Origin of the sequence: Erwinia sp. JUb26, from assembly GCF_003751505.1 — a bacterium.
In the GTDB taxonomy this organism is placed as follows: domain Bacteria; phylum Pseudomonadota; class Gammaproteobacteria; order Enterobacterales; family Enterobacteriaceae; genus Erwinia.
Map to the genome: position 1 here is coordinate 292,307 of NZ_RJVB01000006.1, position 21,964 is coordinate 314,270.

Here is a 21,964-nt window from a genome sequence, read left to right on the forward strand (position 1 = left end):
GCCACCCGTTGGCAAAGAGGCTGTTTATTGCGCCTTCCGCGCATCTCCGCAGTGGAAATCACTGCGGTTTTTGGAATTATCTGATAAATTTTGCCTGAACTGAATTACTCACCAGGCAAGCTGTCGTAACTCCCTGTAGTCGGGCCAAATCCGGCGACGCGAATGCGTGAAGTACGCGCGACAGTCAACACAAGCTCCGTTCAGCAAAGGATATGATTTCTGGCATGAATCGAAGAATGTTTATGAAAGCGTCAATGGCATTCGCCACCTTAAGTGGAATGTCTGGTATCTCCACCCTGTTCTCTCAGGCCGCCTGGGCAGACAGCGAGATTGCCGACGGCACCGCCGTGCGATTTGATTTTGACGTGCTCAAAAAATTAGCCGCCGATCTGGCGAAAAAACCCTACGGTGGCGCTCCTGCACCGCTGCCGCAAACCCTGGCCACCTTAACGCCACAGGCCTATAACGAAATCCAGTATGACGCCAACCACTCGCTGTGGAACGGCATCGACAACCGTCAGCTTGACGTTCAGTTCTTCCACGTGGGGATGGGATTCAAACGCCGCATCCGCATGTTCTCCGTAGACAGCGGCAGCCGCGAAGCGCGCGAGATCCATTTCCGCCCCGAGCTGTTCAACTACAACAATGCGCACGTTGATACCGCACAGCTGGAAGGTAAAACCGACCTCGGCTTCGCCGGTTTCCGCGCCTTTAAGAAACCCGAACTGGCACGCCGCGACATCGTCTCCTTCCTGGGGGCCAGCTACTTCCGCGCGGTCGATGAAACTTTCCAGTACGGGCTGTCTGCACGCGGCGTAGCGATTGATACATTCAGCAACGGGAAAGAAGAGTTCCCGGACTTCACCGCCTTCTGGTTTGAAACGCCAAAGGCCGATGATACCACTTTCACCGTCTATACCCTGATGGATGGTGCAAGCTGCACCGGCGCGTTTAAGTTCATCATCCACTGCGAGGATAAACGCGTAGTGATGGAAGTGGAAAACCACATCTATGCGCGCAAGGATATCTGGCAGTTAGGTATCGCTCCGATGACCACCATGTTCAGCTGCGGCAACAACGAACGCCGCATGTGCGACACCATCCATCCGCAGATCCACGACTCCGATCGTCTGGCTATGTGGACCGGAGCCGGAGAGTGGATTTGTCGCCCGCTGAACAACCCGCAGCGTCTGACCTTTAACGCCTACCAGGATGAAAACCCGCGCGGCTTCGGCATGTTACAGCTCAATCATGATTTCCAGGACTATCAGGACGTGATCGGCTGGTACAACAAGCGCCCAAGTCTGTGGGTGGAGCCGGTCGGGAAATGGGGCAAAGGTGCGGTGAATCTGATGGAGATCCCGACCACCGGCGAGACGCTGGATAATATCGTCTGCTTCTGGCAGCCTGCCGAACCGATCAAGGCCGGGAGCGAGCACAGCTTCCAGTACAAACTTTACTGGAGCGGCCTGCCGCCGGTTCGCAGTGGTCTGGCGCGGGTTAACGCCACCCGCACCGGTATGGGCGGTTTCCCTGAAGGTTGGGCACCGGGTGAGCATTATCCGGACGTCTGGTCACGCCGTTTCGCCGTGGACTTTGTCGGTGGCGATCTGAAAGCCGCCGCACCGAAGGGCATTGAGCCGGTGATCGAAGTCAGCTCCGGCACGCTCAAACAGGTCGAGATCCTCTTCGTTGAACCGATCAACGGCTATCGTATTCTGTTTGACTGGTACCCGAACAGCGACTCTACCGCGCCGGTGAATATGCGTATGTTCCTGCGTACCAAAGACGACACGCTGAGTGAAACCTGGCTGTATCAGTACTTCCCGCCGCCGCCGGATAAGCGAAAATACGTCGACGACCGGATTATGACCGCCGGTTAACTTCGCTGGCGTTTCCCGGCAACCAGGGAGATGTTAAAAGGCGGCCTTTCACGGGCCGCCTTGCAATGAAGTTGCGCGGATTAGCCTGCGCGCAGCATATCGACATGCGGAATATCATCCTCAAGATATTCATCGCTAACCGCCACAAATCCCAGACGGCCGTAGAATCGTTGCAGATGCGCCTGCGCAGACAGGAAAAGCGCCCGCTGCGGCCAGTGGCGTTCGCTGCTGTCGATAGCCTGCTCCATTAACCGGCTGCCCAGGTTCAGACCCCGCGCTTCACCGGAAATAATCACCCGCCCGATCTTCACCGGCTGGTCGGCTTCCTGTGGCACCAGAATTCTCGCGTAGGCCACCAGGCGATCGTCAATAAGTCCGAGAAGATGGCGATTGTCCCCGGTCAGATCGCTGCCGTCGATATCCAGATACGGGCACTGCTGTTCAACAATAAAGACCGCGTTACGCAGTGCCAGCAGCTGGTAAAGCTGGCCGGTAGTGAGTTCACTGTGGTGTAAATCATGCCAGTTCAGATCCATATCATTCCTCTGAGCAAAAAAAATCGGGCCACAAGGGCCCGATTATTACCTGGATTGCCGTAACTTACATTAGCGGCTGTGCCAGATTGACCAGTGAAATCAGCGGCTGTGGATAGATACCCAGCAGCAGCACCAGAATCGCAGAGATCAACACCACAATACCGCCAGCGGTAAACGCCCAGTTAGACGGCGCATCACGCATGGCCAGTTCCGGCGGCGTCAGATACAGACTGACGGTGACGCGCAGATAGTAGTACAGACCGATGGCGCTACCGAGCACCACCGCACCGGTCAGCCACCACAGGTCGGCGCTCACGCCGACTGCCAGCACATAGAATTTACCGATAAAGCCCAGCGTCATCGGAATACCTGCCAGCGACAGCATCACCACCGTCATCACCGCAGACAGCACCGGACGATGCCAGAACAGACCACGGTATGAGTAAAGTGAATCCGCATCCGGCCCGCTGTAAGGGCTGGACATCATGCTGACCACACCGAAAGCGCCCAGGCTGCTGAACAGATAGCCCGCCAGGTAAACGCCCACCACTTCCAGCGACAGCTGATGGGTCTGCACGGCAACCAGCGCCACCAGCAGATACCCCATATGCGCGATGGAGGAGTAACCCAGCATACGCTTGATGTTGCTCTGCGAAATCGCCATCAGGTTACCGAACAGCATCGAGGCCACGGCGATAATGCCCAGTACCGTGCGCACGCCTTCGCTGTCGGTCATCGGCGCATACATAAACAGGCGCATCAGCACGGCGAAGATAGCGATTTTACTGGCGGTAGCAAGGAACGTGGTTACCGGAGCCGGTGCGCCCTGATAAACGTCCGGCGTCCACAGGTGGAACGGAACCAGCGACAGCTTGAAGCCAAAGCCTACGATCATCATGCCAAGACCGGCCAGCAGCAGCGGCTGGTGGATCAGACCATCGGTCAGGCTCTTGCCCAGTGCCACAAAGCCAAGGTTACCGGAATCGGCATACACCAGCGCCATACCGAACAGCAGGAATGACGACGCTGCGGCAGAGAGGATGGTGTACTTGATGGCCGCTTCCAGCGAACGTTTCTGCTGGAAGGCGTAGCCCACCAGGCCAAACAGCGGCAGGGAGATCAGCTCAATACCAATAAACAGCGACGCCAGGTGGTTGGCACTGGCCAGCACGATGCCGCCCAGTGCGGCAATCAGCACCAGCAGATAGAACTCTTCACGGTTATCCGGGTAGGTAGCCAGCCACGGATAGGCAAAGGTACAGGTAGCAAGGCTGGCCAGGATCACCAGACCGGTATAGAGAATGGCATAGCCGTCCACCCGCAGTAGCGGGGTGACATCCATTGGCCCTGCCTGGCCGACAAAGTAAAGAGAAACCAGCGCCAGGTTCAGGCCAATCACCGCCAGTGTTGCATTGACGAAATGGTTGCGTCGCCACGCAATGGACAGCATCACAACTACCACCGTCAATCCGACGATCAGCAGCGGCAGAAGTGCGATCAGTTGTTGAGGAGTTATTGTCATGGCGAATTACGGCCTTGTAGTTGAAATTGAAGCGGTAAACCACTGCTGGATGTTACTCATCGCAGCGTGGGAGGTATCCAGAATCGGCTGCGGATAAACGCCCAGCAGCACCAGCAGGACAACCAGCACCATGATCATCAGGAACTCACGCGCTGACATGCCGCGCAGTGGCGTATCTGACTTCGGCGCACCATAGTAAGCGCGCTGCATCATGATCAGTGAGTAAACCGACGCAAACACCAGTCCAAACGTTGCGATCAGAATGATCGTCGGCACGCTCTGGAAGCTGCCGGTCAGGATCATAAACTCGCCGACGAAGTTACCGGTACCCGGCATCCCCAGGTTTGCCACCGCGAAGAACAGCGACAGGCCCGGCAGCCATTTGATACGCGACCACAGACCACCCATCTGACGCATATCACGCGTGTGCAGGCGCTCATACAGTTGACCACAGAGGATAAACAGCGCCGCAGCAGACAGACCGTGTGCAATCATCTGGATCACCGCGCCCTGGTAAGCCAGCTGGCTGCCGGTGTAGATGGCAATCAGGACAAAGCCCATATGAGAGATCGAGGTGTAAGCAATCAGACGTTTGATATCGTACTGAGAGAACGCCATCCATGCGCCATAGAAGATGCCGATAATCCCCAGCCACATGGCAATTGGCGCAAACTCCGCTGACGCATTCGGGAACAGCGGCAGAGCAAAACGCAGCAGGCCGTAGGCTGCGGTTTTCAGCAGGATACCCGCCAGGTCAACAGAACCCGCAGTCGGTGCCTGACTGTGCGCATCCGGCAGCCAGCCGTGCAGCGGTACCACCGGCATTTTTACCGCGAAGGCAATAAAGAAGCCAAGCATCAGGACATATTCTACCGTATGCGACATTGGCGTTTTCAGCAGATCTTCGTAGTTGAAGGTCCACACGCCGGTAGCGTTGTAGTGAACAAATACCAGCGCCAGAATGGCGATCAGCATGATCAAACCGCTTGCCTGGGTATAAATGAAGAACTTGGTTGCTGCGGTGATACGCGTCTTCCCGTCGGAGGCTTTATGGCCCCAGAGCGCGATCAGGAAGTACATCGGCACCAGCATCATTTCCCAGAAGAAGAAGAACAGGAACAGGTCGACGGCAAGGAACACGCCGATAACGCCACCCAGGATCCACAGCAGATTCAGGTGGAAGAAGCCCTGCCACTTCTCGATTTCATTCCATGAACAGAGAATGGCCATCAGACCGAGCAGACCGGTCAGCACCACCATCAGCAGCGACAGACCGTCCAGCGCCAGGTGGAAGTTGATACCAAAGCGCGGGATCCATGGCACGTTGAATTCAGATTGCCACTGCGGCAGCCCGGAAGCCTGGGTCAGTGAGTAGCCACCCTGCAGCCACAGCTGCAGTGACAGCACCAGCGTCAGCCCCATCGCGATCAATGCAATCCAGCGCGGCACTTTGGGACCAAAGCGTTCGAGCTGCCAGCACAACAGACCACCGACGAAGGGGAGGAGTATAAGCCAAGGTAATAACATGGCGGTTTGTTCCCTTTATTTCGAATTTTTCTACTGGGGTGAAGCTCAGCTCCACCCCAACTCACTAACCTTTACAGCACCATCAGCAGATACAGGACCACAACGGCACCGATGCTCGTCGCGGCAAGATACCAACGCAGATAGCCGTTTTCGCTAATCACCAGGCCTTTGTTACCCACACGCGCAAGGATTGCCGGTAAATTCATCACTGAATTAAGCGGGTCGCGCTGCAGCAGGCGGGCAATGCCGAGATAAGGCTTAACGAAGACTTTGTCATACAGCCAGTCGAAGCCCCAGGCGGCAAACCACCAGGTGGAGAAGAAACGGCCCGGTGCGCTGTTGGCAATCGCAGTCACCAGCGTGCGTTTGCCCAGCCACAGTGCGGCGGCCAGCAGAATACCGACAATCGCCACCACGCCGGAGGCAATTTCCAGCATCATCACGCTGCCGTGAGCCAGCTCGGTGGTCTCCGGCAGTACGCCTTTCAGCGGTGGTACGATCATTGCGCCAATAAAGGTTGAGAGAACTAACAGCACGATCAGCGGCAGATGGTGAGTAATCCCTTTCCCGGCGTGCGCATGAATCTTCTCTTTACCGTGGAAGGTGATAAAGATCATGCGGAAGGTATAGAGAGACGTCATAAAGGCGCCCGCCAGACCCGCAACCATCAGATTGATATGGCCGTTCGCCAGCGCACCCGCAAGGATTTCATCCTTACTGAAGAAGCCTGCGGTAATCAGCGGCAGCGCCGACAGCGCCGCACCGCCCACCAGGAAGCAGACGTATACCAGCGGAATGCTCTTACGCAGGCCACCCATTTTGAAGATGTTCTGCTCGTGGTGGCAGGCAAGGATCACCGAGCCGGACGAGAGGAACAGCAGCGCTTTAAAGAACGCGTGGGTCATCAGGTGGAAAATAGCCGCATCCCACGCCTGAACGCCCAGCGCCAGGAACATATAGCCAATCTGACTCATCGTTGAATAAGCCAGCACGCGTTTGATATCGGTCTGCACCAGCGCGGCGAAGCCCGCCAGAACCAGCGTAATCGCCCCGATAATGCCCACCAGATGCAGCACTTCAGGCGTCAGCAGGAACAGGCCGTGGGTACGCGCAATCAGGTAAACACCGGCGGTCACCATTGTCGCGGCGTGGATCAGTGCGGATACCGGGGTTGGACCCGCCATCGCATCGGCCAGCCAGGTCTGCAACGGCAGCTGCGCGGATTTACCGACCGCACCGCCTAACAGCATCAGCGTGGCCCACTGCAGCATATGGTTGTCAGCCGCAAAGTGTGCCGGTGCCAGCTCGACCATTTCACGGAAGTTCAGCGTACCCAGCTCGTTGTAGAGAATAAACAACGCGAATGCCAGGAACACGTCACCGACGCGGGTAATGATGAACGCCTTCATTGCCGCGGCGCCGTTTTTCGACTCGGTGTAGTAGAAGCCGATCAGCAGGTAGGAGCACAGGCCCACGCCTTCCCAACCCAGATACATCAGCATCAGGTTGTCGGCCAGCACCAGAACCACCATGCTGGCGATAAACAGGTTGGTGTAGGCGAAGAAGCGCGAGTAGCCCTCTTCCCCACGCATGTACCAGGAGGCAAACATGTGGATGAAGAAGCCAACGCCGGTCACCACCGACAGCATGGTCAGCGACAGGCCGTCCAGCGTCAGGTTTACGTCGATTTTGAAGTTGCCAACGTGCATCCAGGTCCACAGCGCCTGGTTAAACACCTGCTGTCCATTATTGAAAAAGTCGATCCCGGCATAGGCCGTGACCAGCGCCGCCAGTCCGACGGAACCCATTCCCACGGTAGCCGACAGGTTTTCCGACCAGCGGCCACGAGAGAACGCCAGCAGAAGGAAGCCGATCAGCGGAAACAGGATTGTTAAATAGAGAAGGTTCATCCGCGCATCTCGCTCACTTTGTCAATGTTGAGGTTCTGGCTGCGGCGATGTAACTGCAGCAGCAGCGCCAGGCCAATACTGGCCTCGGCAGCCGCCAGGCTGATCGCCAGGATAAACATCACCTGACCATCGGCCTGACCCCAGTAGCTCCCCGCAACCACAAACGCCAGTGCCGCGGCGTTAATCATGATTTCGAGGCCGATCAACATAAACAGCATATTGCGACGGATGGTTACAGCGGTCAGCCCAAGTACAAACAGCACGGCCGCCAGAATCAGTCCATGTTGCAGAGGGATCATACTCTCTCCTCCTTCTTACTTTTTAACGCGTCGTCCGGACGGTTGCTCAGCAGTTCACCTGCACGCTGCTCGCGACCGATATGGAACGCCACGACCAGACCGGCCAGCAGCAGCATTGAGGCCAGCTCAACCGCCAGTACGTAAGGCCCGAACAGGCTGATACCGACCTGCTTGGCATCAATCATCGTGCCGTCAATTCCCTGGTCATTCACGGTGCGGATGGCGTAAACCAATACCACCAGCAGCACCAGCGACAGCAGGCCCGGCCCCACCCAGGCACCCGGTTTCAGCCATTCACGCTCCTGCTGCACTTCCGCACCGCCGAGGTTCAGCATCATGACCACGAAGACAAACAGCACCATGATCGCGCCGGCATAAACGATGATCTCCAGCGCACCGGCAAAATAAGCCCCGAGCGAGAAAAATACACCGGACACCGCCAGTAATGAGACGATCAGGTACAGCAACGCATGTACCGGGTTGGTATGGGTGATAACGCGCAACGTCGCCAGCACCGCCACCAGTCCGCAAAGATAAAACGCAAATTCCATGCCTGGCTCCTTAAGGTAACAAGCCCTTGACGTCGATAGGTTTAGCTTCGTTTTCAGCAAAGCCCTTGTCTTTACCATCAATCGCCATACCCGCCATCCGGTAGAAGTTATATTCCGGATATTTACCCGGACCGGAAATCAGCAGGTCGTCTTTTTCATACACCAGATCCTGACGCTTAAACTCGCCCAGTTCGAAGTCCGGGGTAAGCTGAATCGCAGTGGTCGGGCAAGCCTCTTCACACAGGCCACAGAAAATGCAGCGCGAGAAGTTAATACGGAAGAATTCCGGGTACCAGCGGCCATCCTGCATCTCGGCCTTTTGCAGCGAGATACAGCCAACCGGACAGGCAACCGCACACAGGTTACAGGCAACGCAGCGCTCCTGCCCGTCCGGGTCACGTGTCAGCACAATGCGCCCACGGAAGCGCGGCGGCAGATACACCGGCTCTTCCGGGTACATCATGGTTTCGCGCTTGGCGAAGGCGTTCAGACCAATCAGCCAGATACTGCGTACTGTCGTACCGAAACCAACGGCAATGTCTTTTAATGTCATGTTCTTAACCCCTTACTGCGCCGTGTACAGAATCACTGCGGCAGTCGCCAGCAGGTTCAACAGCGTCAACGGCAGACAAACTTTCCAGCCGAACGACATCATCTGGTCATAGCGCGGACGCGGTAACGCAGCACGGATCAAAATGAACATCATCATGAAGAAGGCCGTTTTGATGGCAAACCAGAAGATTGGCGGCAGCCACGGACCGTTCCATCCACCGAAGAACAGCGTCACGATCAGTGAAGACACGGTAACGATACCGATGTACTCACCGACGAAGAACAGGCCGAATTTCATACCGGCGTATTCAATGTGATAGCCGTCCGACAGTTCCTGCTCCGCTTCCGGCTGGTCAAACGGGTGACGGTGACACACCGCCACGCCGCCGATGCAGAAGGTCAGGAAGCCGAAGAACTGCGGAATCACGTTCCACATATGTTCCTGGCTGTTGACGATATCCAGCATGTTGAACGAGCCCGCCTGCGCCACGACGCCCATCAGCGACAGGCCGAGGAACACTTCGTAGCTCAGGGTCTGGGCCGAGGCACGCATAGCACCCAGCAGCGAGTATTTGTTATTACTCGACCAGCCCGCGAACAGCACGGCATACACCGCCAGACCCGCCATCATCAGGAAGAACAGCAGACCGATGTTCAGGTCCGCCCCCATCCAGGTGGAGGTCACCGGCACAATCGCCATCGCCAGCAGCAGCGAGGTAAAAGCAATCATTGGCGCAAGGGTGAAGATCACCCGGTCGGTAAACGGTGGGATCCAGTCCTCTTTGAAGAACATTTTGATCATATCCGCCACCAGCTGCAGCGATCCGCCCCAGCCAACGCGGTTAGGACCATAGCGGTTCTGGAACAGGCCGAGAATTCGGCGTTCGCCGAAGCTCATCAGCGCGCCGCAGGCCACCACCACCATCAGGATGACCAGCGCTTTGCCGACGGCAATCAAAATGTCGATAACTTCCGGTGTCAACCAGCTCATTGTGCCGCCTCCTGCAGATTGTCGATTTCAGCACCCGACAGGAACGGAGGGATACCCGGTAAGCCCAGCGGCAGACCGACCTGCCCTGCCTGCAGCGTGCTGGAGAAGCGCACCGGCAGGCGCAGGGTTTCACCCTGGCAATTGAACTGAACGGCGCTGTTGGCGTTAACGCCAAGTTTCGCCGCATCGTCCGGGTTAACCATCACATACACTTCCGGCATACGCTTCTGCATCACCGGCGAACGCTGGGTCATTTCTTCACTGCCAAAGAGATGGAAGTAAGGTGCAACGCGCCAGCGGTTATCGCTGCCCACAAAGGCGGCAGGGATTTTTTCAAACCATCCCAGCTGCGACGGACCGGCTTCGAACAGGCGCACGCCCGGATCGCCGTTACGCAAATGACCACCCACTTCGGCCTGGAATTTGTTCCACGCCTGCGGTGAGTTCCAGCCCGGAGCCCATGCGAATGGGATCTGCGAGCGGGCTGCGCCCGGCTGGTTGTTCCCTTCCATAGAGAAGGCAAACATCGTGTCTTTATCCTGCGGCTGACGCGGTTCATGCACGCTGATGTTGGCACGCATCGCGGTACGGCCACTGGAGCGAATCGGTGAACGCGACAGTTTTTGGCCGCGAATACGGAAGCTGGCATCCGGTGCCGCATCTTTGATCGCGGCCAGCTGCGGCAGCGCAACGATGCAGGAATCAATCACGTGGTCCAGCTGCGTCCAGTCCGGCTCGCGGCTGTTAATGGTGCTTTGCAGCGCATGCAGCCAGCGCCAGCTTTCCAGCATCTCAACCTTGTTGTCGTAATAGGCCGGGTCATAAACCTGGAAGAAGCGCTGAGCGCGGCCTTCCTGGTTAACGACCGTACCGTCACTTTCCGCGAAGCTGGCGGTGGAGAGAACCAGGCCGGCTTTTTCCGTGGTTGCCGTACGCTGGTGATCGATAACAATCACGTTTGGCGTATTTTTCAGCGCGGCATCGACCCGGGCTTTCGGCAGCTGACGATAGAGATCGTTTTCCAGCACGATGACCGCATCCGCAGAACCGCTTTCCAGCTCCAGCAGCGCGGCATCCAGTGTGTTACCGCCGATCATGCCGAGGCCAATGCTGTTACTGGCGGTGGCCAGCAGGGTGATACCGACATCCTGCCCGCGGCCTTTCAGCGCTTTCGCCACGTTGGCTGCCGCCTGAATCACCGCTTCACTGCCGGCATTGGTGCCGGAAATAATTAACGGCTTCTTCGCACCGGCCAGCGCCTGCACGATGACGTCGATTTTACCGTTCAGGGATTTATCCAGATCGCTGACCGCCGGTGCGCTGGCGTCCAGCTCATGGGCAATTGCGAAGCCCAAACGCGCCTGATCTTCCACCGGTGCACGATAGCTCCACGCGGCGATATCATCGAGACGGGTCTGGTCAACGTTGGTCACAAACAGCGGGTGTTTGGCGTTCTGACCGATATTCAGGATCGCCGCTATCTGCCAGTCGGCCACTTTCTGCGCCGCTGCCATATCACGAGATTTGCCTTTCACCGCCTGACGGACGGCCAGCGCAACGCGCGCACCGGTCTGAGTCAGATCTTCACCGAGCACCAGCACCGCATCGTAGCTTTCGATGTCGTGCAGGGATGGGGTATGAATGCCGCCGTCGCGCAGAATTTCCAGCATCAGATCCAGACGCGCCTGCTCCCCTGCAGGGATGCCGGTAGAGAAGTTTTGCGCACCAACCAGTTCGCGCAGCGCAAAGTTGCTTTCTACGCTGGCACGCGGAGAGCCGATACCGATCACTTTGTTCGCCTGGCGCAGCACGTCGGCCGCCCCCTGCATTGCCTGCTCGGCGTTCAGGGTGATCCAGTCATCGCCACGACGCTGCACAGGCTGGCGCGGACGATCTTTCAGATTCACGTAGCCATAACCAAAGCGGCCACGGTCACAGAGGAAGTAGCTGTTAACGGTGCCGTTATAGCGGTTTTCGATACGGCGCAGTTCGCCATAGCGCTCACCCGGGCTGGTGTTACAGCCGATACTGCACTGCTGGCAGATGCTTGGCGCGTACTGCATATCCCACTTACGGTTGTAACGCTCGGAGTGGGTTTTATCGGTGAACACGCCGGTCGGGCAGATTTCAACCAGGTTGCCGGAGAATTCACTTTCCAGCACGCCGTCTTCCGGGCGACCGAAGTAAACGTTGTCGTGCGCACCGTAAACGCCGAGGTCGGTGCCGTCCGCGTAATCTTTGTAGTAACGCACGCAGCGATAGCAGGCGATACAGCGGTTCATTTCATGGGAGATGAACGGGCCGAGGTCCTGATTGCGGTGGGTACGCTTGGTGAAACGGTAGCGGCGGAAGCTGTGGCCGGTCATCACCGTCATGTCCTGAAGATGGCAGTTACCGCCCTCTTCACAGACCGGACAATCGTGCGGGTGGTTGGTCATCAGCCACTCCACCACGCTTTCGCGGAATTCTTTTGCTTCACCGTCATCAATTGAGATGAAGGTACCGTCGGAGGCTGGCGTCATACAGGACATCACCAGACGACCACGGGTATCTTCGGCATTTTGGAACTGCTTCACCGCACACTGGCGGCAGGCACCGACGCTACCGAGCGCAGGGTGCCAGCAGAAATAAGGAATATCTAAGCCGAGGGACAAACAGGCCTGCAGCAGGTTGTTTGCGCCATCAACATCATATTCTTTACCGTCTACATGAATAGTAGCCATAGTGAACATGCTTCCATAAGGCCCGATAAAAAACGGGCGTTAAACTTTGCTTACCAGCGAGCCTTTAACAGGTTCGGCTGGATGCCGCTGATCGCGTGCGCGTTGCTGTATACCTGAGGCGCCATACCCGCTTCGAACTCTTCGCGGAAATATTTGATGGCACTTTGCAGTGGCTCTACTGCACCAGGCGCATGCGCACAGAAGGTTTTACCCGGGCCAAGCTGGCGGCAGAGCTGCAGCAGGGTTTCGATATCCCCCGGCTGCCCCTGTTTACGTTCCAGCGCACGCAGAATTTTCACACTCCACGGCAGGCCATCGCGGCACGGCGTACACCAGCCGCAGGATTCGCGGGCAAAGAACTCTTCCAGATTGCGTACCAGCGACACCATATTGATCTCATGGTCGACGGCCATAGCCAGCGCAGTGCCCAGACGGCTGCCGGCTTTACCAATGCTGGCAAACTCCATCGGCAGGTCGAGGTGCTGATCGGTCAGGAAGTCCGTCCCTGCCCCACCCGGCTGCCAGGCTTTGAATTTCAGGCCGTCACGCATGCCACCGGCATATTCTTCCAGGATCTCACGCGCGGTCGTACCAAACGGCAGCTCCCACACGCCCGGATTCTTAACGCGGCCGGAGAAGCCCATCATCTTGGTACCGGCATCTTCACTGGTGGAGATGTTTTTGTACCAGTCAACGCCGTTGGCAATAATCGCCGGGACGTTCGAGATGGTTTCCACGTTGTTAACGCAGGTCGGCTTGCCCCATGCACCGGCAGAGGCCGGGAACGGCGGCTTGGAGCGCGGGTTAGCGCGGCGGCCTTCCAGCGAGTTGATCAGCGCCGTTTCTTCACCGCAGATGTAGCGGCCCGCACCGGTATGAACGATCAGTTCGAAGTCAAAACCGGTACCAAGAATGTTTTTACCCAACAGGCCCGCTTCGGTCGCTTCGGCAATCGCGCGGCGCAGGTTCGCCGCCGCCTCAATGTATTCACCGCGCAGGAAGATGTAGCCACGGTAGGCTTTAAGCGCAAAAGCACCGATCAGCATGCCTTCCACCAGTTGGTGCGGCATCTGCTCCATCAGCAGGCGGTCTTTATAGGTGCCCGGTTCCATTTCATCGGCGTTACACAGAAGGTAACGGATGTTCATGGATTCATCTTTCGGCATCAGGCTCCACTTGAGACCGGTGGAGAAGCCCGCACCGCCGCGGCCTTTCAAACCGGAGTCTTTTACCTGACCTACGATCTCTTCCGGCGACATGGATTTCAGCGCTTTTTCAGCACCGGCATAGCCATTCTTACTGCGGTATTCGTCGAAGAATACCGGCTGCTTATCGTCACGCATGCGCCACGTCAGCGGATGCGTTTCGGCAGTACGAATAATCGTTTTCATTGATACTGCTCCAGTAAGTTGGCGAGACCTTCCGGCGTCAAATGAACGTGGGTATCTTCATCCACCATCATTACCGGTCCCTTGTCGCAGTTGCCGAGGCAGCAGGTTGGCAGCAGCGTAAAGCGTCCGTCCGCAGTCGTCTGGCCAGGCTTGATATTGAGCTTGTTTTCCAGCTCGGCCTGAATGCCCTGGAAACCGGTGATATGGCACACCACGCTGTCGCAGTAGCGGATCACATGGCGTCCCACCGGCGTGCGGTAAATCTGGCTGTAGAACGTTGCCACGCCTTCCACATCGCTGGCAGGAATGCCCAGTACGTCGGCAATCGCATGGATTGCGCCGTCCGGCACCCAGCCGCGCTGTTTCTGAACGATTTTCAACGCTTCAATTGACGCTGCGCGGGCATCTTCGTAGTGGTGCTTTTCGTGCTCGATGGCATCGCGCTCTGCCGCACTCAGCATGAAAGCCCCGGATTCATCGATCGTTTCGATCGCAATTCTTTGATCGTGCATAATTAGCGGTCCACGTCTGACATAACAAAATCGATACTACCGAGGTATACGATCAGGTCGGATACCAGGCTGCCGTTGATCACCGAAGGGATCTGCTGCAGGTGCGGGAAGCTCGGCGTGCGCACGCGTGTGCGGTAGCTCATCGTGCTGCCGTCGCTGGTCAGGTAGTAACTGTTAATCCCCTTCGTCGCCTCAATCATCTGGAAGGATTCGTTGGCAGGCATAATTGGCCCCCATGAAACCTGCAGGAAGTGCGTGATCAGGGTTTCGATATGCTGCAGCGTGCGCTCTTTAGGCGGTGGCGTCGTCAGCGGATGATCGGCTTTAAATGGACCGGCAGGCATGTTTTTCAGGCACTGTTCCAGGATACGCATACTCTGGCGCATCTCTTCCATTTTGAGCATCACGCGGGTGTAAGCACAGCTCACCCCTCCCCCGATTGGCACTTCGAAATCGAAGTTTTCGTAACCGGAGTACGGGCGCCATTTACGCACGTCAAAGTCCAGACCGGTTCCGCGCAGGCCGGCACCGGTGGTGCCCCAGGTCAGTGCTTCTTCCATGTTGTAGGCAGAAACACCTTTGGCACGGGCAATCAGAACACTATTTTTCAGCGCGGTCTGTTCGTAGGCCTTCAGACGTTTTGGCATCCAGTCGAGGAACTCACGCAGCAGGCGTTCCCAGCCGTTAGGCAGGTCATGCGCCACGCCGCCGATGCGGAACCAGGCCGGGTGCATACGGAAGCCGGTAATCGCTTCCACTACGTCATAAATTTTCTGGCGGTCGGTAAAGGCAAAGAACACCGGAGACATAGCGCCGACGTCCTGAATAAAAGTAGAGATGTACAGTAGGTGACTGTTGATACGGAACAGTTCTGACAGCATGACGCGAATCACTTCCACGCGCTCTGGCACTTTTATTCCGGCCAGTTTTTCTACTGCCAGCACGTACGGCATTTCGTTAACGCAGCCGCCGAGGTATTCGATACGGTCGGTATAGGGAATGTAGCTGTGCCATGACTGACGCTCGCCCATCTTTTCCGCACCGCGGTGGTGATAGCCGATATCCGGCACGCAGTCGACGATCTCTTCGCCGTCCAGCTGCAGGATAATACGGAACGCACCGTGCGCTGACGGGTGGTTAGGACCGAGGTTGAGGAACATGTAGTCCTCATTGTTGGTCCCACGCTTCATGCCCCAGTCTTCCGGCTTGAAGGTCATGTTTTCCATTTCCAGATCTTCTTTTTGCTTGGTCAGCTCAAAGGGATCGAATTCGGTCGCACGTGCCGGATAGTCTTTACGCAGCGGGTGTCCTTCCCAACTCTGCGGCATCATGATGCGCGTCAGGTGCGGGTGGCCCACGATATTAATCCCAAACATCTCCCAGGTTTCGCGCTCATACCAGTTGGCATTGGCAAAAATTTTGGTGATGGTCGGCACATTCAGATCGTTTTCAGACAACGCCACCTTGAGCATAATGTCGCGATTACGTTCAATGGAGATGAAGTGATAGAAAACGGAAAAATCCGCCGCCGGTAAACCGGCACGGTGGGTACGCAGGCGTTCATCCATGCCATGCAGGTCATACAGCATGACGTAGGGTTTTGGCAGCTTGCGCAGGTACTCAATAACTTCCAACAATTGCTCACGCTTCACCCAGACAACCGGGATCCCGGTACGTGTGGGTTGTACGGTAAAGGCATCAGGCCCAAAGCGGTTACGCAGCTCGCCGATCACCGGGTCATCCTGGTGGTCGCGGGTTTGCCATAGAGGCTGTGCGAGATCTTGCGTGGTTAAATCTGTCATAAGTTGTTCACCATTCTGGCCTGTCAAACAGGCACTCAGTGTTGGCGTAAGGCGGGTCGGCGCACGTTGTTTTGTCGTCTTGTTGTGCTGTTGCTGACCTCATCCATAAACTGCCTGGCTTAAATCTCGTCAGGGCTGCGCAGGTTAGTCACCGCGATGCGCTCCGCATGTTTACGCTCGCGCTCGGATTGCATATTGGCGCGATAGACACCCTGATCGCCGACCACCCACGACAGCGGGCGACGCTCTTTACCAATCGATTCCTGCAGCAATAACAGCGCCTGCATATAGGCTTCAGGACGCGGCGGGCAGCCTGGAATATACACATCAACCGGCAGGAACTTATCAACGCCCTGAACCACGGAGTAGATGTCGTACATACCGCCCGAGTTAGCGCAGGCGCCCATACAAATCACCCACTTAGGCTCCAGCATCTGGTCGTACAGGCGCTGGATGACGGGTGCCATTTTGGTAAAGCAGGTTCCTGCAACCACCATGAAGTCGGCCTGGCGAGGCGAAGCACGAATAACTTCCGAGCCAAAACGCGCAACGTCGTGTACCGAAGTAAACGACGTGGTCATTTCGACATAACAACAGGAAAGACCGAAGTTAAACGGCCAGAGGGAGTTCTTGCGTCCCCAGTTCACCAGGTCGTGCATGGCGTGTTCCAGCTTGCCCATGTAGACGTTTTGATGAACGTGCTTTTCCAGGGGATCGGCAACGATCTCCTGTTTTTGCAGGGGGTAACGGTCATTCTCACCGTTGGGGTCTATGCGGGTGAGCGTATAGTCCATATCTTTTTGCCTCGCTGTTACTGCGTATTACGGTTGGAGTGCGAGATGGTGGTTGGTTTCACGTCAAAGCGACGGCGGGCAGGCGCCCAGTCCAGTGCGCCAATGCGAACCAGATAAACCAGACCAGCAAGCAATACCAAGATGAAAATGGCGGCTTCCACAAAACCGACCCATCCGCTTTCGCGAATCGCTGTCGACCATGCGTAGAGATAGAGGGCTTCAACGTCGAAGATAACGAAGAACATGGCTACCAGATAGAATTTGGCAGACAGGCGCAGTTTTGCGCTTCCAACGGAAGGAGCTCCCGACTCAAAAGGCGTGTTTTTATACCTTCCCCGGCCTTTTCCGCCCAGGAACCACGCTCCGGCCAACATCAGGCAACACAAACCGACTGAGACGATCAGGAAAACAGCGAATGCCCAGTGATGGGCGACGACTTCTGTGGTTGTTGACATACTCTTGCTTACTCACCAAAAGTGGTGTTTCGCGTCCTGCTCTAATCTCTGGCAGTTAACACACCACATCGATTCAAGGGAAAAATAAAAAACCTTATAAATTTTACTGCCTTTTTTAATTAGGCAGCTATTTTATGGGGTTTTTTACTCCTTTCAATAACCTTTTGTCAACTTTGACAAAAGTATCCGCACACTAATTTACAGACGCAACATTATATTAACAATTAATGCTCAAAAACTAAGCTAAATCGAGTCAGTGGTAGGACCTGATAATAATGTAGCAGCTAAAACCCTGTTCGGATCGCGTATTTAACAATCTCTATTTTGGCAGGAATAATCATATTTTCCTGCCCCTTAATAGGGTTATTTTTTTGATCGAGGACACACTTCTGTGTTTTATGGCCAAAATTTGGCCGGCAGAGATTGTGCAAAATCAATTCATCGCAAGATTGATACTGGCGTCTACAGCAGCGCAGCTGGCGTTTCTATGACGTTATGGACAAGGGAGGCAGGAACACTTTTTATTGATGAAGAAACCGTATTTAGATGACAAAAAAATGGCAAAAAAAAGCCTTTCAGGTTAAATAAACACTGAAAGGCTCTTATTTTGATATTTAATGCAAATTACCTTTACGAATGAGAGTCATCCGCATTTAGCATTGCAGATCACTCATCCTCATCGAGCAGCGCGGCACTATCAGGGCTCGCATTGACCAGCGCATAAGGATCGTTGCTGGACTCCATTGCGTTAAAGATAGCCAGCGCCAGTTCGTTGTCACTATCCGGATTACGGCACAGCAGATATTCGGTATCCGGCAGAACCGGTAAGCCTTCCGCCGCGCCCATCACGCGCAGTTCGGGGCTCATCATCTCAACCGGACGCGCGGTAACGCCAAGACCGGCCTTCACCGCTGCGCGTACCGCAGCCAAAGTAGAGGCAACATAGGAGATGCGCCACGGGATACTGGCTTCGTTGAGATGGTCGATGGCCATATCACGGTAAGGGCTTGGCTCATCCAACAGCACCAGAGGAATCGCCTCTCCGCGCTGAAAGATATAATCCGCCGCGCAGTACCACAGCGTTGGCGACGTACGCAGTACCTGCCAGGCGAAGTTCATCGGGCTGGAGGTTGTCACAACCAGGTCAACTTCGCCCTGATTCAGCATCTCCATCATGAACGGGTTACGCTTCACCCGCACGTCGATGGCCAGCTTCGGATAAACAGAGGTCACACGGTTCAGCAGGAACGGTAAAATGGTATCGGAAGTGTCATCCGATGCGCCGATCGTCAGCACACCCTGAACGTTGCTGTACATCAGAGAGGTGCAGGCTTCATCGTTGAAGCGCAGAATTTTTCGCGCATAGCCCAGCAGCTGAATACCATGTTCCGTCAATAATTTGTTGCGTCCATGTCTGGCAAACAGCTCTTTGCCAACCAGTTGCTCAAGACGCTGCATCTGCTGGCTGACGGCTGACTGGGTTCTGCATACGGCCGCCGCAGCGGCAGCAAACGTGTTCAGATCGGCGACGGCCACAAAAGTTCTCAGCAGATCGAGGTCGAGATTAAGTATCGGACGATTTGCACTAGTCATGTTTTTATTCACTTTATAAGTTTTTTACGAACAGCTACCCTGGTGTTATTACTTTCTTATCAAAAAGATAAGTCGATAATCAATACGTAATTTCATCAGTATGAATGCACTACGCTCACCTGATGCATTACTTGAACTCTCAATGTAAGGCCCTGCACGACTTCCGGCCAGGTAAACAGTACGACCAGCACGGAAAGTGAGAAAGGTGTCTTACTCTGATTAATCACGATTACAAACTGTACTAACCCATAAGCGACAGCTGGCTCACAGATGACCGCGGAATCCGGCAAACCTCATCGGTAAAAGCGCTCAAATTCGGATCAGCAGTACAGAATCACGCGGGAGAATCTGCAATCGCTACACGCCCTAAAAGCAGAAGGAATAGTAAGATCTCCTTACCTTTTTAGGGTATAAAAACCATTTTTTTATTACCAGAAGCGCCCTGCAAACTGGCGGAAAGACTCCTGAAAGTTATCCTGACATACTGCCGCCTACTTTTTAAGCCTAAATACGATTATTCTTATCTCTAAAGTAAGATTTTATCAGCAGCGGCACTCCTGTGAGACCAGCATGTACTAAAATCGAAATTCCGTATAAGAATTGGACGCATTCAATCTTCTGACTGGTACAGCGCACTGGCAAACGATTGAGCGCTCCAGGGCAACCTTACGGGTGCAAAAAGCGACCAAATAATAAGTTTATTTTGACTGTTTCAGCAATCATCAATCCACTTTTCGTTAATGAATTGTGCAATATCTCCCAACCTTTTGTCCGCATAAGAGAAATTTGCACTCAACTTAGCTCGTTTCAGACCTGTTTTTAGTGGTGAATGTTCATCGTTTTTCAGTATTTAATTCCACAAAGCGTACCGACTCCGTGCAGTCGTGTGAGCCGCATGAAAAAAGCGCGTTTAACGCGCCAAACCCCGTGGCCACCCTTCAAAAGCATTAAGGAGAGGAGTACATTGTGTAACGTTTAGTTTTCCACGGCAGGAAAACCCTCCTGCAAGTCAAGGTGACCGAGATGACCCAAATTGATAAGTCCAGCAAACTGGATAATGTGTGTTATGACATTCGCGGCCCGGTGCTGAAAGAAGCGAAGCGCCTCGAAGAAGAAGGTAACAAGGTTCTTAAACTCAATATCGGTAACCCTGCCCCTTTCGGTTTTGAAGCCCCGGACGAAATTCTGGTCGATGTGATTCGTAATCTGCCCAGCGCTCAGGGCTACTGCGACTCAAAAGGCCTGTACTCCGCGCGTAAAGCCATCATGCAGCACTATCAGGCGCTGGGTGTTCGCGATACCACCGTTGAAGACATCTATATCGGTAACGGCGTATCCGAGCTGATCGTTCAGTCGATGCAGGCGTTGTTGAACAGCGGCGACGAAATGCTGGTTCCGGCACCGGATTACCCTCTGTGGACCGCTGCCGTGTCCCTCTCCAGCGGCAAGGCCGTGCATTATCTCTGCGACGAGTCAGCAGGCTGGTTCCCGGACCTTGACGATATTCGCAGCAAAATCACCCCACGCACTCGCGGCATTGTGATCATCAACCCGAACAACCCAACGGGTGCGGTATACAGCAAAGAGCTGCTGCTTGAAGTGGTCGAGATCGCCCGCCAGCATAATCTGATTATTTTTGCTGACGAAATCTACGACAAAATTCTTTACGATGCCGCCCGCCATCATTCGATCGCCGCGCTGGCACCGGATCTGCTGACCATTACCTTTAACGGTCTGTCAAAAACCTACCGCGTTGCCGGTTTCCGTCAGGGCTGGATGGTGCTGAACGGGCCGAAGAAGCACGCGAAAGGCTATATTGAAGGGCTGGAAATGCTGGCGTCGATGCGCCTGTGCGCGAACGTTCCGGCGCAGCACGCAATTCAGACCGCGCTGGGCGGCTATCAGAGCATCAGCGAATTCATCCAGCCGGGTGGACGACTGTACGAGCAACGTAACCGTGCCTGGGAGCTGATCAACGATATTCCGGGTGTCAGCTGCGTGAAGCCGGACGGCGCGCTGTATATGTTCCCGAAAATCGACGCGAAAAAATTCAACATCCACGATGACCAGAAAATGGTTCTCGACTTCCTGCTGCAGGAAAAAGTCCTGCTGGTGCAGGGTAGCGCCTTTAACTGGCCGTGGCCGGACCATGTGCGCATCGTTACGCTGCCGCGCGTAGACGATCTGGAAATGGCCATCACCAAGTTTGGCCGTTTCCTCGGCGGCTACCACCAGTAAGTCTCCTCTCTTCAGATATCAGTCCCGGATAGCGGCAGCGCGGCTATCCGGGCAAGCGGAAACACCTGATGAATCAAAGCCACTTTTTTGCCCACCTCTCCCGTCTGAAACTGATCAACCGCTGGCCGTTAATGCGCAATGTGCGCACTGAAAACGTGTCGGAGCACAGCCTGCAGGTGGCGATGGTTGCTCATGCGCTGGCGGTGATTAAAAACAAAAAATTTAACGGCAATCTCGACCCGGGTCGCATCGCCCTGATGGCGATGTATCATGATGCCAGTGAGGTGCTGACCGGGGATCTTCCGACCCCGGTGAAGTACTACAATGCGCAGATTGCCCATGAGTACAAAAAAATCGAGAAGATTGCGCAGAAGAAGCTGATTGAAATGCTGCCGGAAGAGCTGCGCTCGGCCTGGGCACCGCTGATCGACGAACATCAGCACAGCGAAGCGGAAACGGCGATCGTTAAGCAGGCAGATGCGCTTTGTGCCTACCTGAAATGCCTGGAGGAATTGTCGGCGGGCAATAACGAATTCCTGCTGGCGAAAGCCCGACTGGAGAAAACCCTCGCCCAGCGTCACAGCCCGGAGATGGACTATTTCGTTGAGGTCTTTATCCCCAGCTTCAGTCTATCGCTGGATGAGATAAGCCAGGAATCCCTGTAGCGGGTGCAGCAGCGCCCGGC

17 protein-coding genes and 1 pseudogene are annotated in these 21,964 nt (G+C 55.3%); 3 read left to right on the forward strand and 15 right to left on the reverse strand.

The window, feature by feature from the left end; all coding sequences use genetic code 11:
• The first annotated feature begins 224 nt into the window (after positions 1-224).
• Positions 225-1,883, forward strand: a complete 1,659-nt coding sequence (locus EC836_RS16855) for a glucan biosynthesis protein D (protein WP_123335408.1) — start codon at positions 225-227, stop codon at positions 1,881-1,883.
• Positions 1,884-1,963: 80 nt separating this feature from the next.
• Here the strand turns inward: EC836_RS16855 and EC836_RS16860 are convergent, their stop codons facing one another.
• The 15 genes and pseudogenes from EC836_RS16860 to lrhA form a co-directional block, all read right to left on the reverse strand.
• Positions 1,964-2,419: a GNAT family N-acetyltransferase gene (locus EC836_RS16860; protein WP_123335184.1), complete on the reverse strand. Its 456-nt coding sequence runs from the start codon at positions 2,417-2,419 to the stop codon at positions 1,964-1,966.
• Positions 2,420-2,483: 64 nt separating this feature from the next.
• Positions 2,484-3,941, reverse strand: coding sequence for an NADH-quinone oxidoreductase subunit NuoN (gene nuoN / locus EC836_RS16865; protein WP_123335186.1), 1,458 nt, complete (start codon positions 3,939-3,941; stop codon positions 2,484-2,486).
• A 6-nt stretch (positions 3,942-3,947) separates the two neighbouring features.
• The gene (gene nuoM, locus EC836_RS16870) at positions 3,948-5,468 is read right to left on the reverse strand and encodes an NADH-quinone oxidoreductase subunit M (RefSeq protein WP_123335188.1); all 1,521 of its coding nucleotides are present in this window, start codon (positions 5,466-5,468) and stop codon (positions 3,948-3,950) included.
• A 71-nt stretch (positions 5,469-5,539) separates the two neighbouring features.
• On the reverse strand, positions 5,540-7,378 hold the full coding sequence (gene nuoL / locus EC836_RS16875) for an NADH-quinone oxidoreductase subunit L (RefSeq protein ID WP_123335190.1): 1,839 nt from the start codon (positions 7,376-7,378) through the stop codon (positions 5,540-5,542).
• A complete protein-coding gene (gene nuoK, locus EC836_RS16880) occupies positions 7,375-7,677 on the reverse strand; it encodes an NADH-quinone oxidoreductase subunit NuoK (protein ID WP_105591279.1) in 303 nt (100 codons plus the stop codon). Before nuoK ends, nuoL begins: the two co-directional genes overlap by 4 nt.
• On the reverse strand, positions 7,674-8,228 hold the full coding sequence (gene nuoJ, locus EC836_RS16885; protein WP_105591278.1) for an NADH-quinone oxidoreductase subunit J: 555 nt from the start codon (positions 8,226-8,228) through the stop codon (positions 7,674-7,676). Before nuoJ ends, nuoK begins: the two co-directional genes overlap by 4 nt.
• A 10-nt stretch (positions 8,229-8,238) precedes the next feature.
• Positions 8,239-8,781, reverse strand: coding sequence for an NADH-quinone oxidoreductase subunit NuoI (gene nuoI / locus EC836_RS16890; RefSeq protein WP_105591277.1), 543 nt, complete (start codon positions 8,779-8,781; stop codon positions 8,239-8,241).
• 12 nt (positions 8,782-8,793) lie between these two features.
• The gene (gene nuoH / locus EC836_RS16895) at positions 8,794-9,771 is read right to left on the reverse strand and encodes an NADH-quinone oxidoreductase subunit NuoH (protein WP_123335192.1); all 978 of its coding nucleotides are present in this window, start codon (positions 9,769-9,771) and stop codon (positions 8,794-8,796) included.
• Complete coding sequence (gene nuoG, locus EC836_RS16900; protein WP_123335194.1) at positions 9,768-12,494, reverse strand: NADH-quinone oxidoreductase subunit NuoG; 2,727 nt, start codon at positions 12,492-12,494, stop codon at positions 9,768-9,770. The genes nuoH and nuoG overlap by 4 nt, the downstream gene beginning before the upstream one ends.
• Before the next feature lie 50 nt (positions 12,495-12,544).
• Positions 12,545-13,885, reverse strand: a complete 1,341-nt coding sequence (gene nuoF, locus EC836_RS16905; protein WP_123335196.1) for an NADH-quinone oxidoreductase subunit NuoF — start codon at positions 13,883-13,885, stop codon at positions 12,545-12,547.
• A complete protein-coding gene (nuoE, locus tag EC836_RS16910) occupies positions 13,882-14,397 on the reverse strand; it encodes an NADH-quinone oxidoreductase subunit NuoE (protein WP_105591273.1) in 516 nt (171 codons plus the stop codon). Before nuoE ends, nuoF begins: the two co-directional genes overlap by 4 nt.
• A 2-nt stretch (positions 14,398-14,399) precedes the next feature.
• A pseudogene (gene nuoC / locus EC836_RS16915) lies at positions 14,400-16,213 on the reverse strand (NADH-quinone oxidoreductase subunit C/D).
• A 105-nt stretch (positions 16,214-16,318) separates the two neighbouring features.
• Positions 16,319-16,993 (reverse strand): NADH-quinone oxidoreductase subunit B family protein, encoded by a 675-nt coding sequence (locus EC836_RS16920; RefSeq protein ID WP_123335200.1) that lies wholly within the window; start codon positions 16,991-16,993, stop codon positions 16,319-16,321.
• A 17-nt stretch (positions 16,994-17,010) separates the two neighbouring features.
• On the reverse strand, positions 17,011-17,448 hold the full coding sequence (locus EC836_RS16925) for an NADH-quinone oxidoreductase subunit A (protein WP_105591270.1): 438 nt from the start codon (positions 17,446-17,448) through the stop codon (positions 17,011-17,013).
• A gap of 666 nt (positions 17,449-18,114) precedes the next feature.
• Complete coding sequence (gene lrhA / locus EC836_RS16935; protein WP_123335410.1) at positions 18,115-19,041, reverse strand: transcriptional regulator LrhA; 927 nt, start codon at positions 19,039-19,041, stop codon at positions 18,115-18,117.
• A 1,023-nt stretch (positions 19,042-20,064) separates the two neighbouring features.
• Here lrhA and EC836_RS16940 point away from each other — a divergent pair.
• Together EC836_RS16940 and yfbR are read left to right on the forward strand one after the other, a co-directional pair.
• Positions 20,065-21,279 (forward strand): pyridoxal phosphate-dependent aminotransferase, encoded by a 1,215-nt coding sequence (locus tag EC836_RS16940; protein WP_123335202.1) that lies wholly within the window; start codon positions 20,065-20,067, stop codon positions 21,277-21,279.
• 68 nt (positions 21,280-21,347) lie between these two features.
• A complete protein-coding gene (gene yfbR / locus EC836_RS16945; RefSeq protein ID WP_123335203.1) occupies positions 21,348-21,944 on the forward strand; it encodes a 5'-deoxynucleotidase in 597 nt (198 codons plus the stop codon).
• Positions 21,945-21,964 lie beyond the last annotated feature (20 nt).

Bases quoted from the DNA above. Each gene is read 5' to 3' on its own strand.
- nuoN (WP_123335186.1), bottom strand. From the start codon at position 3,941: ATGACAATAACTCCTCAACAACTGATCGCACTTCTGCCGCTGCTGATC.
- nuoH (WP_123335192.1), bottom strand. From the start codon at position 9,771: ATGAGCTGGTTGACACCGGAAGTTATCGACATTTTGATTGCCGTCGGC.
- nuoE (WP_105591273.1), bottom strand. From the start codon at position 14,397: ATGCACGATCAAAGAATTGCGATCGAAACGATCGATGAATCCGGGGCT.
- nuoK (WP_105591279.1), bottom strand. From the start codon at position 7,677: ATGATCCCTCTGCAACATGGACTGATTCTGGCGGCCGTGCTGTTTGTA.
- EC836_RS16925 (WP_105591270.1), bottom strand. From the start codon at position 17,448: ATGTCAACAACCACAGAAGTCGTCGCCCATCACTGGGCATTCGCTGTT.
- nuoJ (WP_105591278.1), bottom strand. From the start codon at position 8,228: ATGGAATTTGCGTTTTATCTTTGCGGACTGGTGGCGGTGCTGGCGACG.
- nuoL (WP_123335190.1), bottom strand. From the start codon at position 7,378: ATGAACCTTCTCTATTTAACAATCCTGTTTCCGCTGATCGGCTTCCTT.
- nuoI (WP_105591277.1), bottom strand. From the start codon at position 8,781: ATGACATTAAAAGACATTGCCGTTGGTTTCGGTACGACAGTACGCAGT.
- EC836_RS16920 (WP_123335200.1), bottom strand. From the start codon at position 16,993: ATGGACTATACGCTCACCCGCATAGACCCCAACGGTGAGAATGACCGT.
- lrhA (WP_123335410.1), bottom strand. From the start codon at position 19,041: ATGACTAGTGCAAATCGTCCGATACTTAATCTCGACCTCGATCTGCTG.
- nuoG (WP_123335194.1), bottom strand. From the start codon at position 12,494: ATGGCTACTATTCATGTAGACGGTAAAGAATATGATGTTGATGGCGCA.
- nuoF (WP_123335196.1), bottom strand. From the start codon at position 13,885: ATGAAAACGATTATTCGTACTGCCGAAACGCATCCGCTGACGTGGCGC.
- EC836_RS16860 (WP_123335184.1), bottom strand. From the start codon at position 2,419: ATGGATCTGAACTGGCATGATTTACACCACAGTGAACTCACTACCGGC.
- EC836_RS16855 (WP_123335408.1), top strand. From the start codon at position 225: ATGAATCGAAGAATGTTTATGAAAGCGTCAATGGCATTCGCCACCTTA.
- nuoM (WP_123335188.1), bottom strand. From the start codon at position 5,468: ATGTTATTACCTTGGCTTATACTCCTCCCCTTCGTCGGTGGTCTGTTG.
- EC836_RS16940 (WP_123335202.1), top strand. From the start codon at position 20,065: ATGACCCAAATTGATAAGTCCAGCAAACTGGATAATGTGTGTTATGAC.
- yfbR (WP_123335203.1), top strand. From the start codon at position 21,348: ATGAATCAAAGCCACTTTTTTGCCCACCTCTCCCGTCTGAAACTGATC.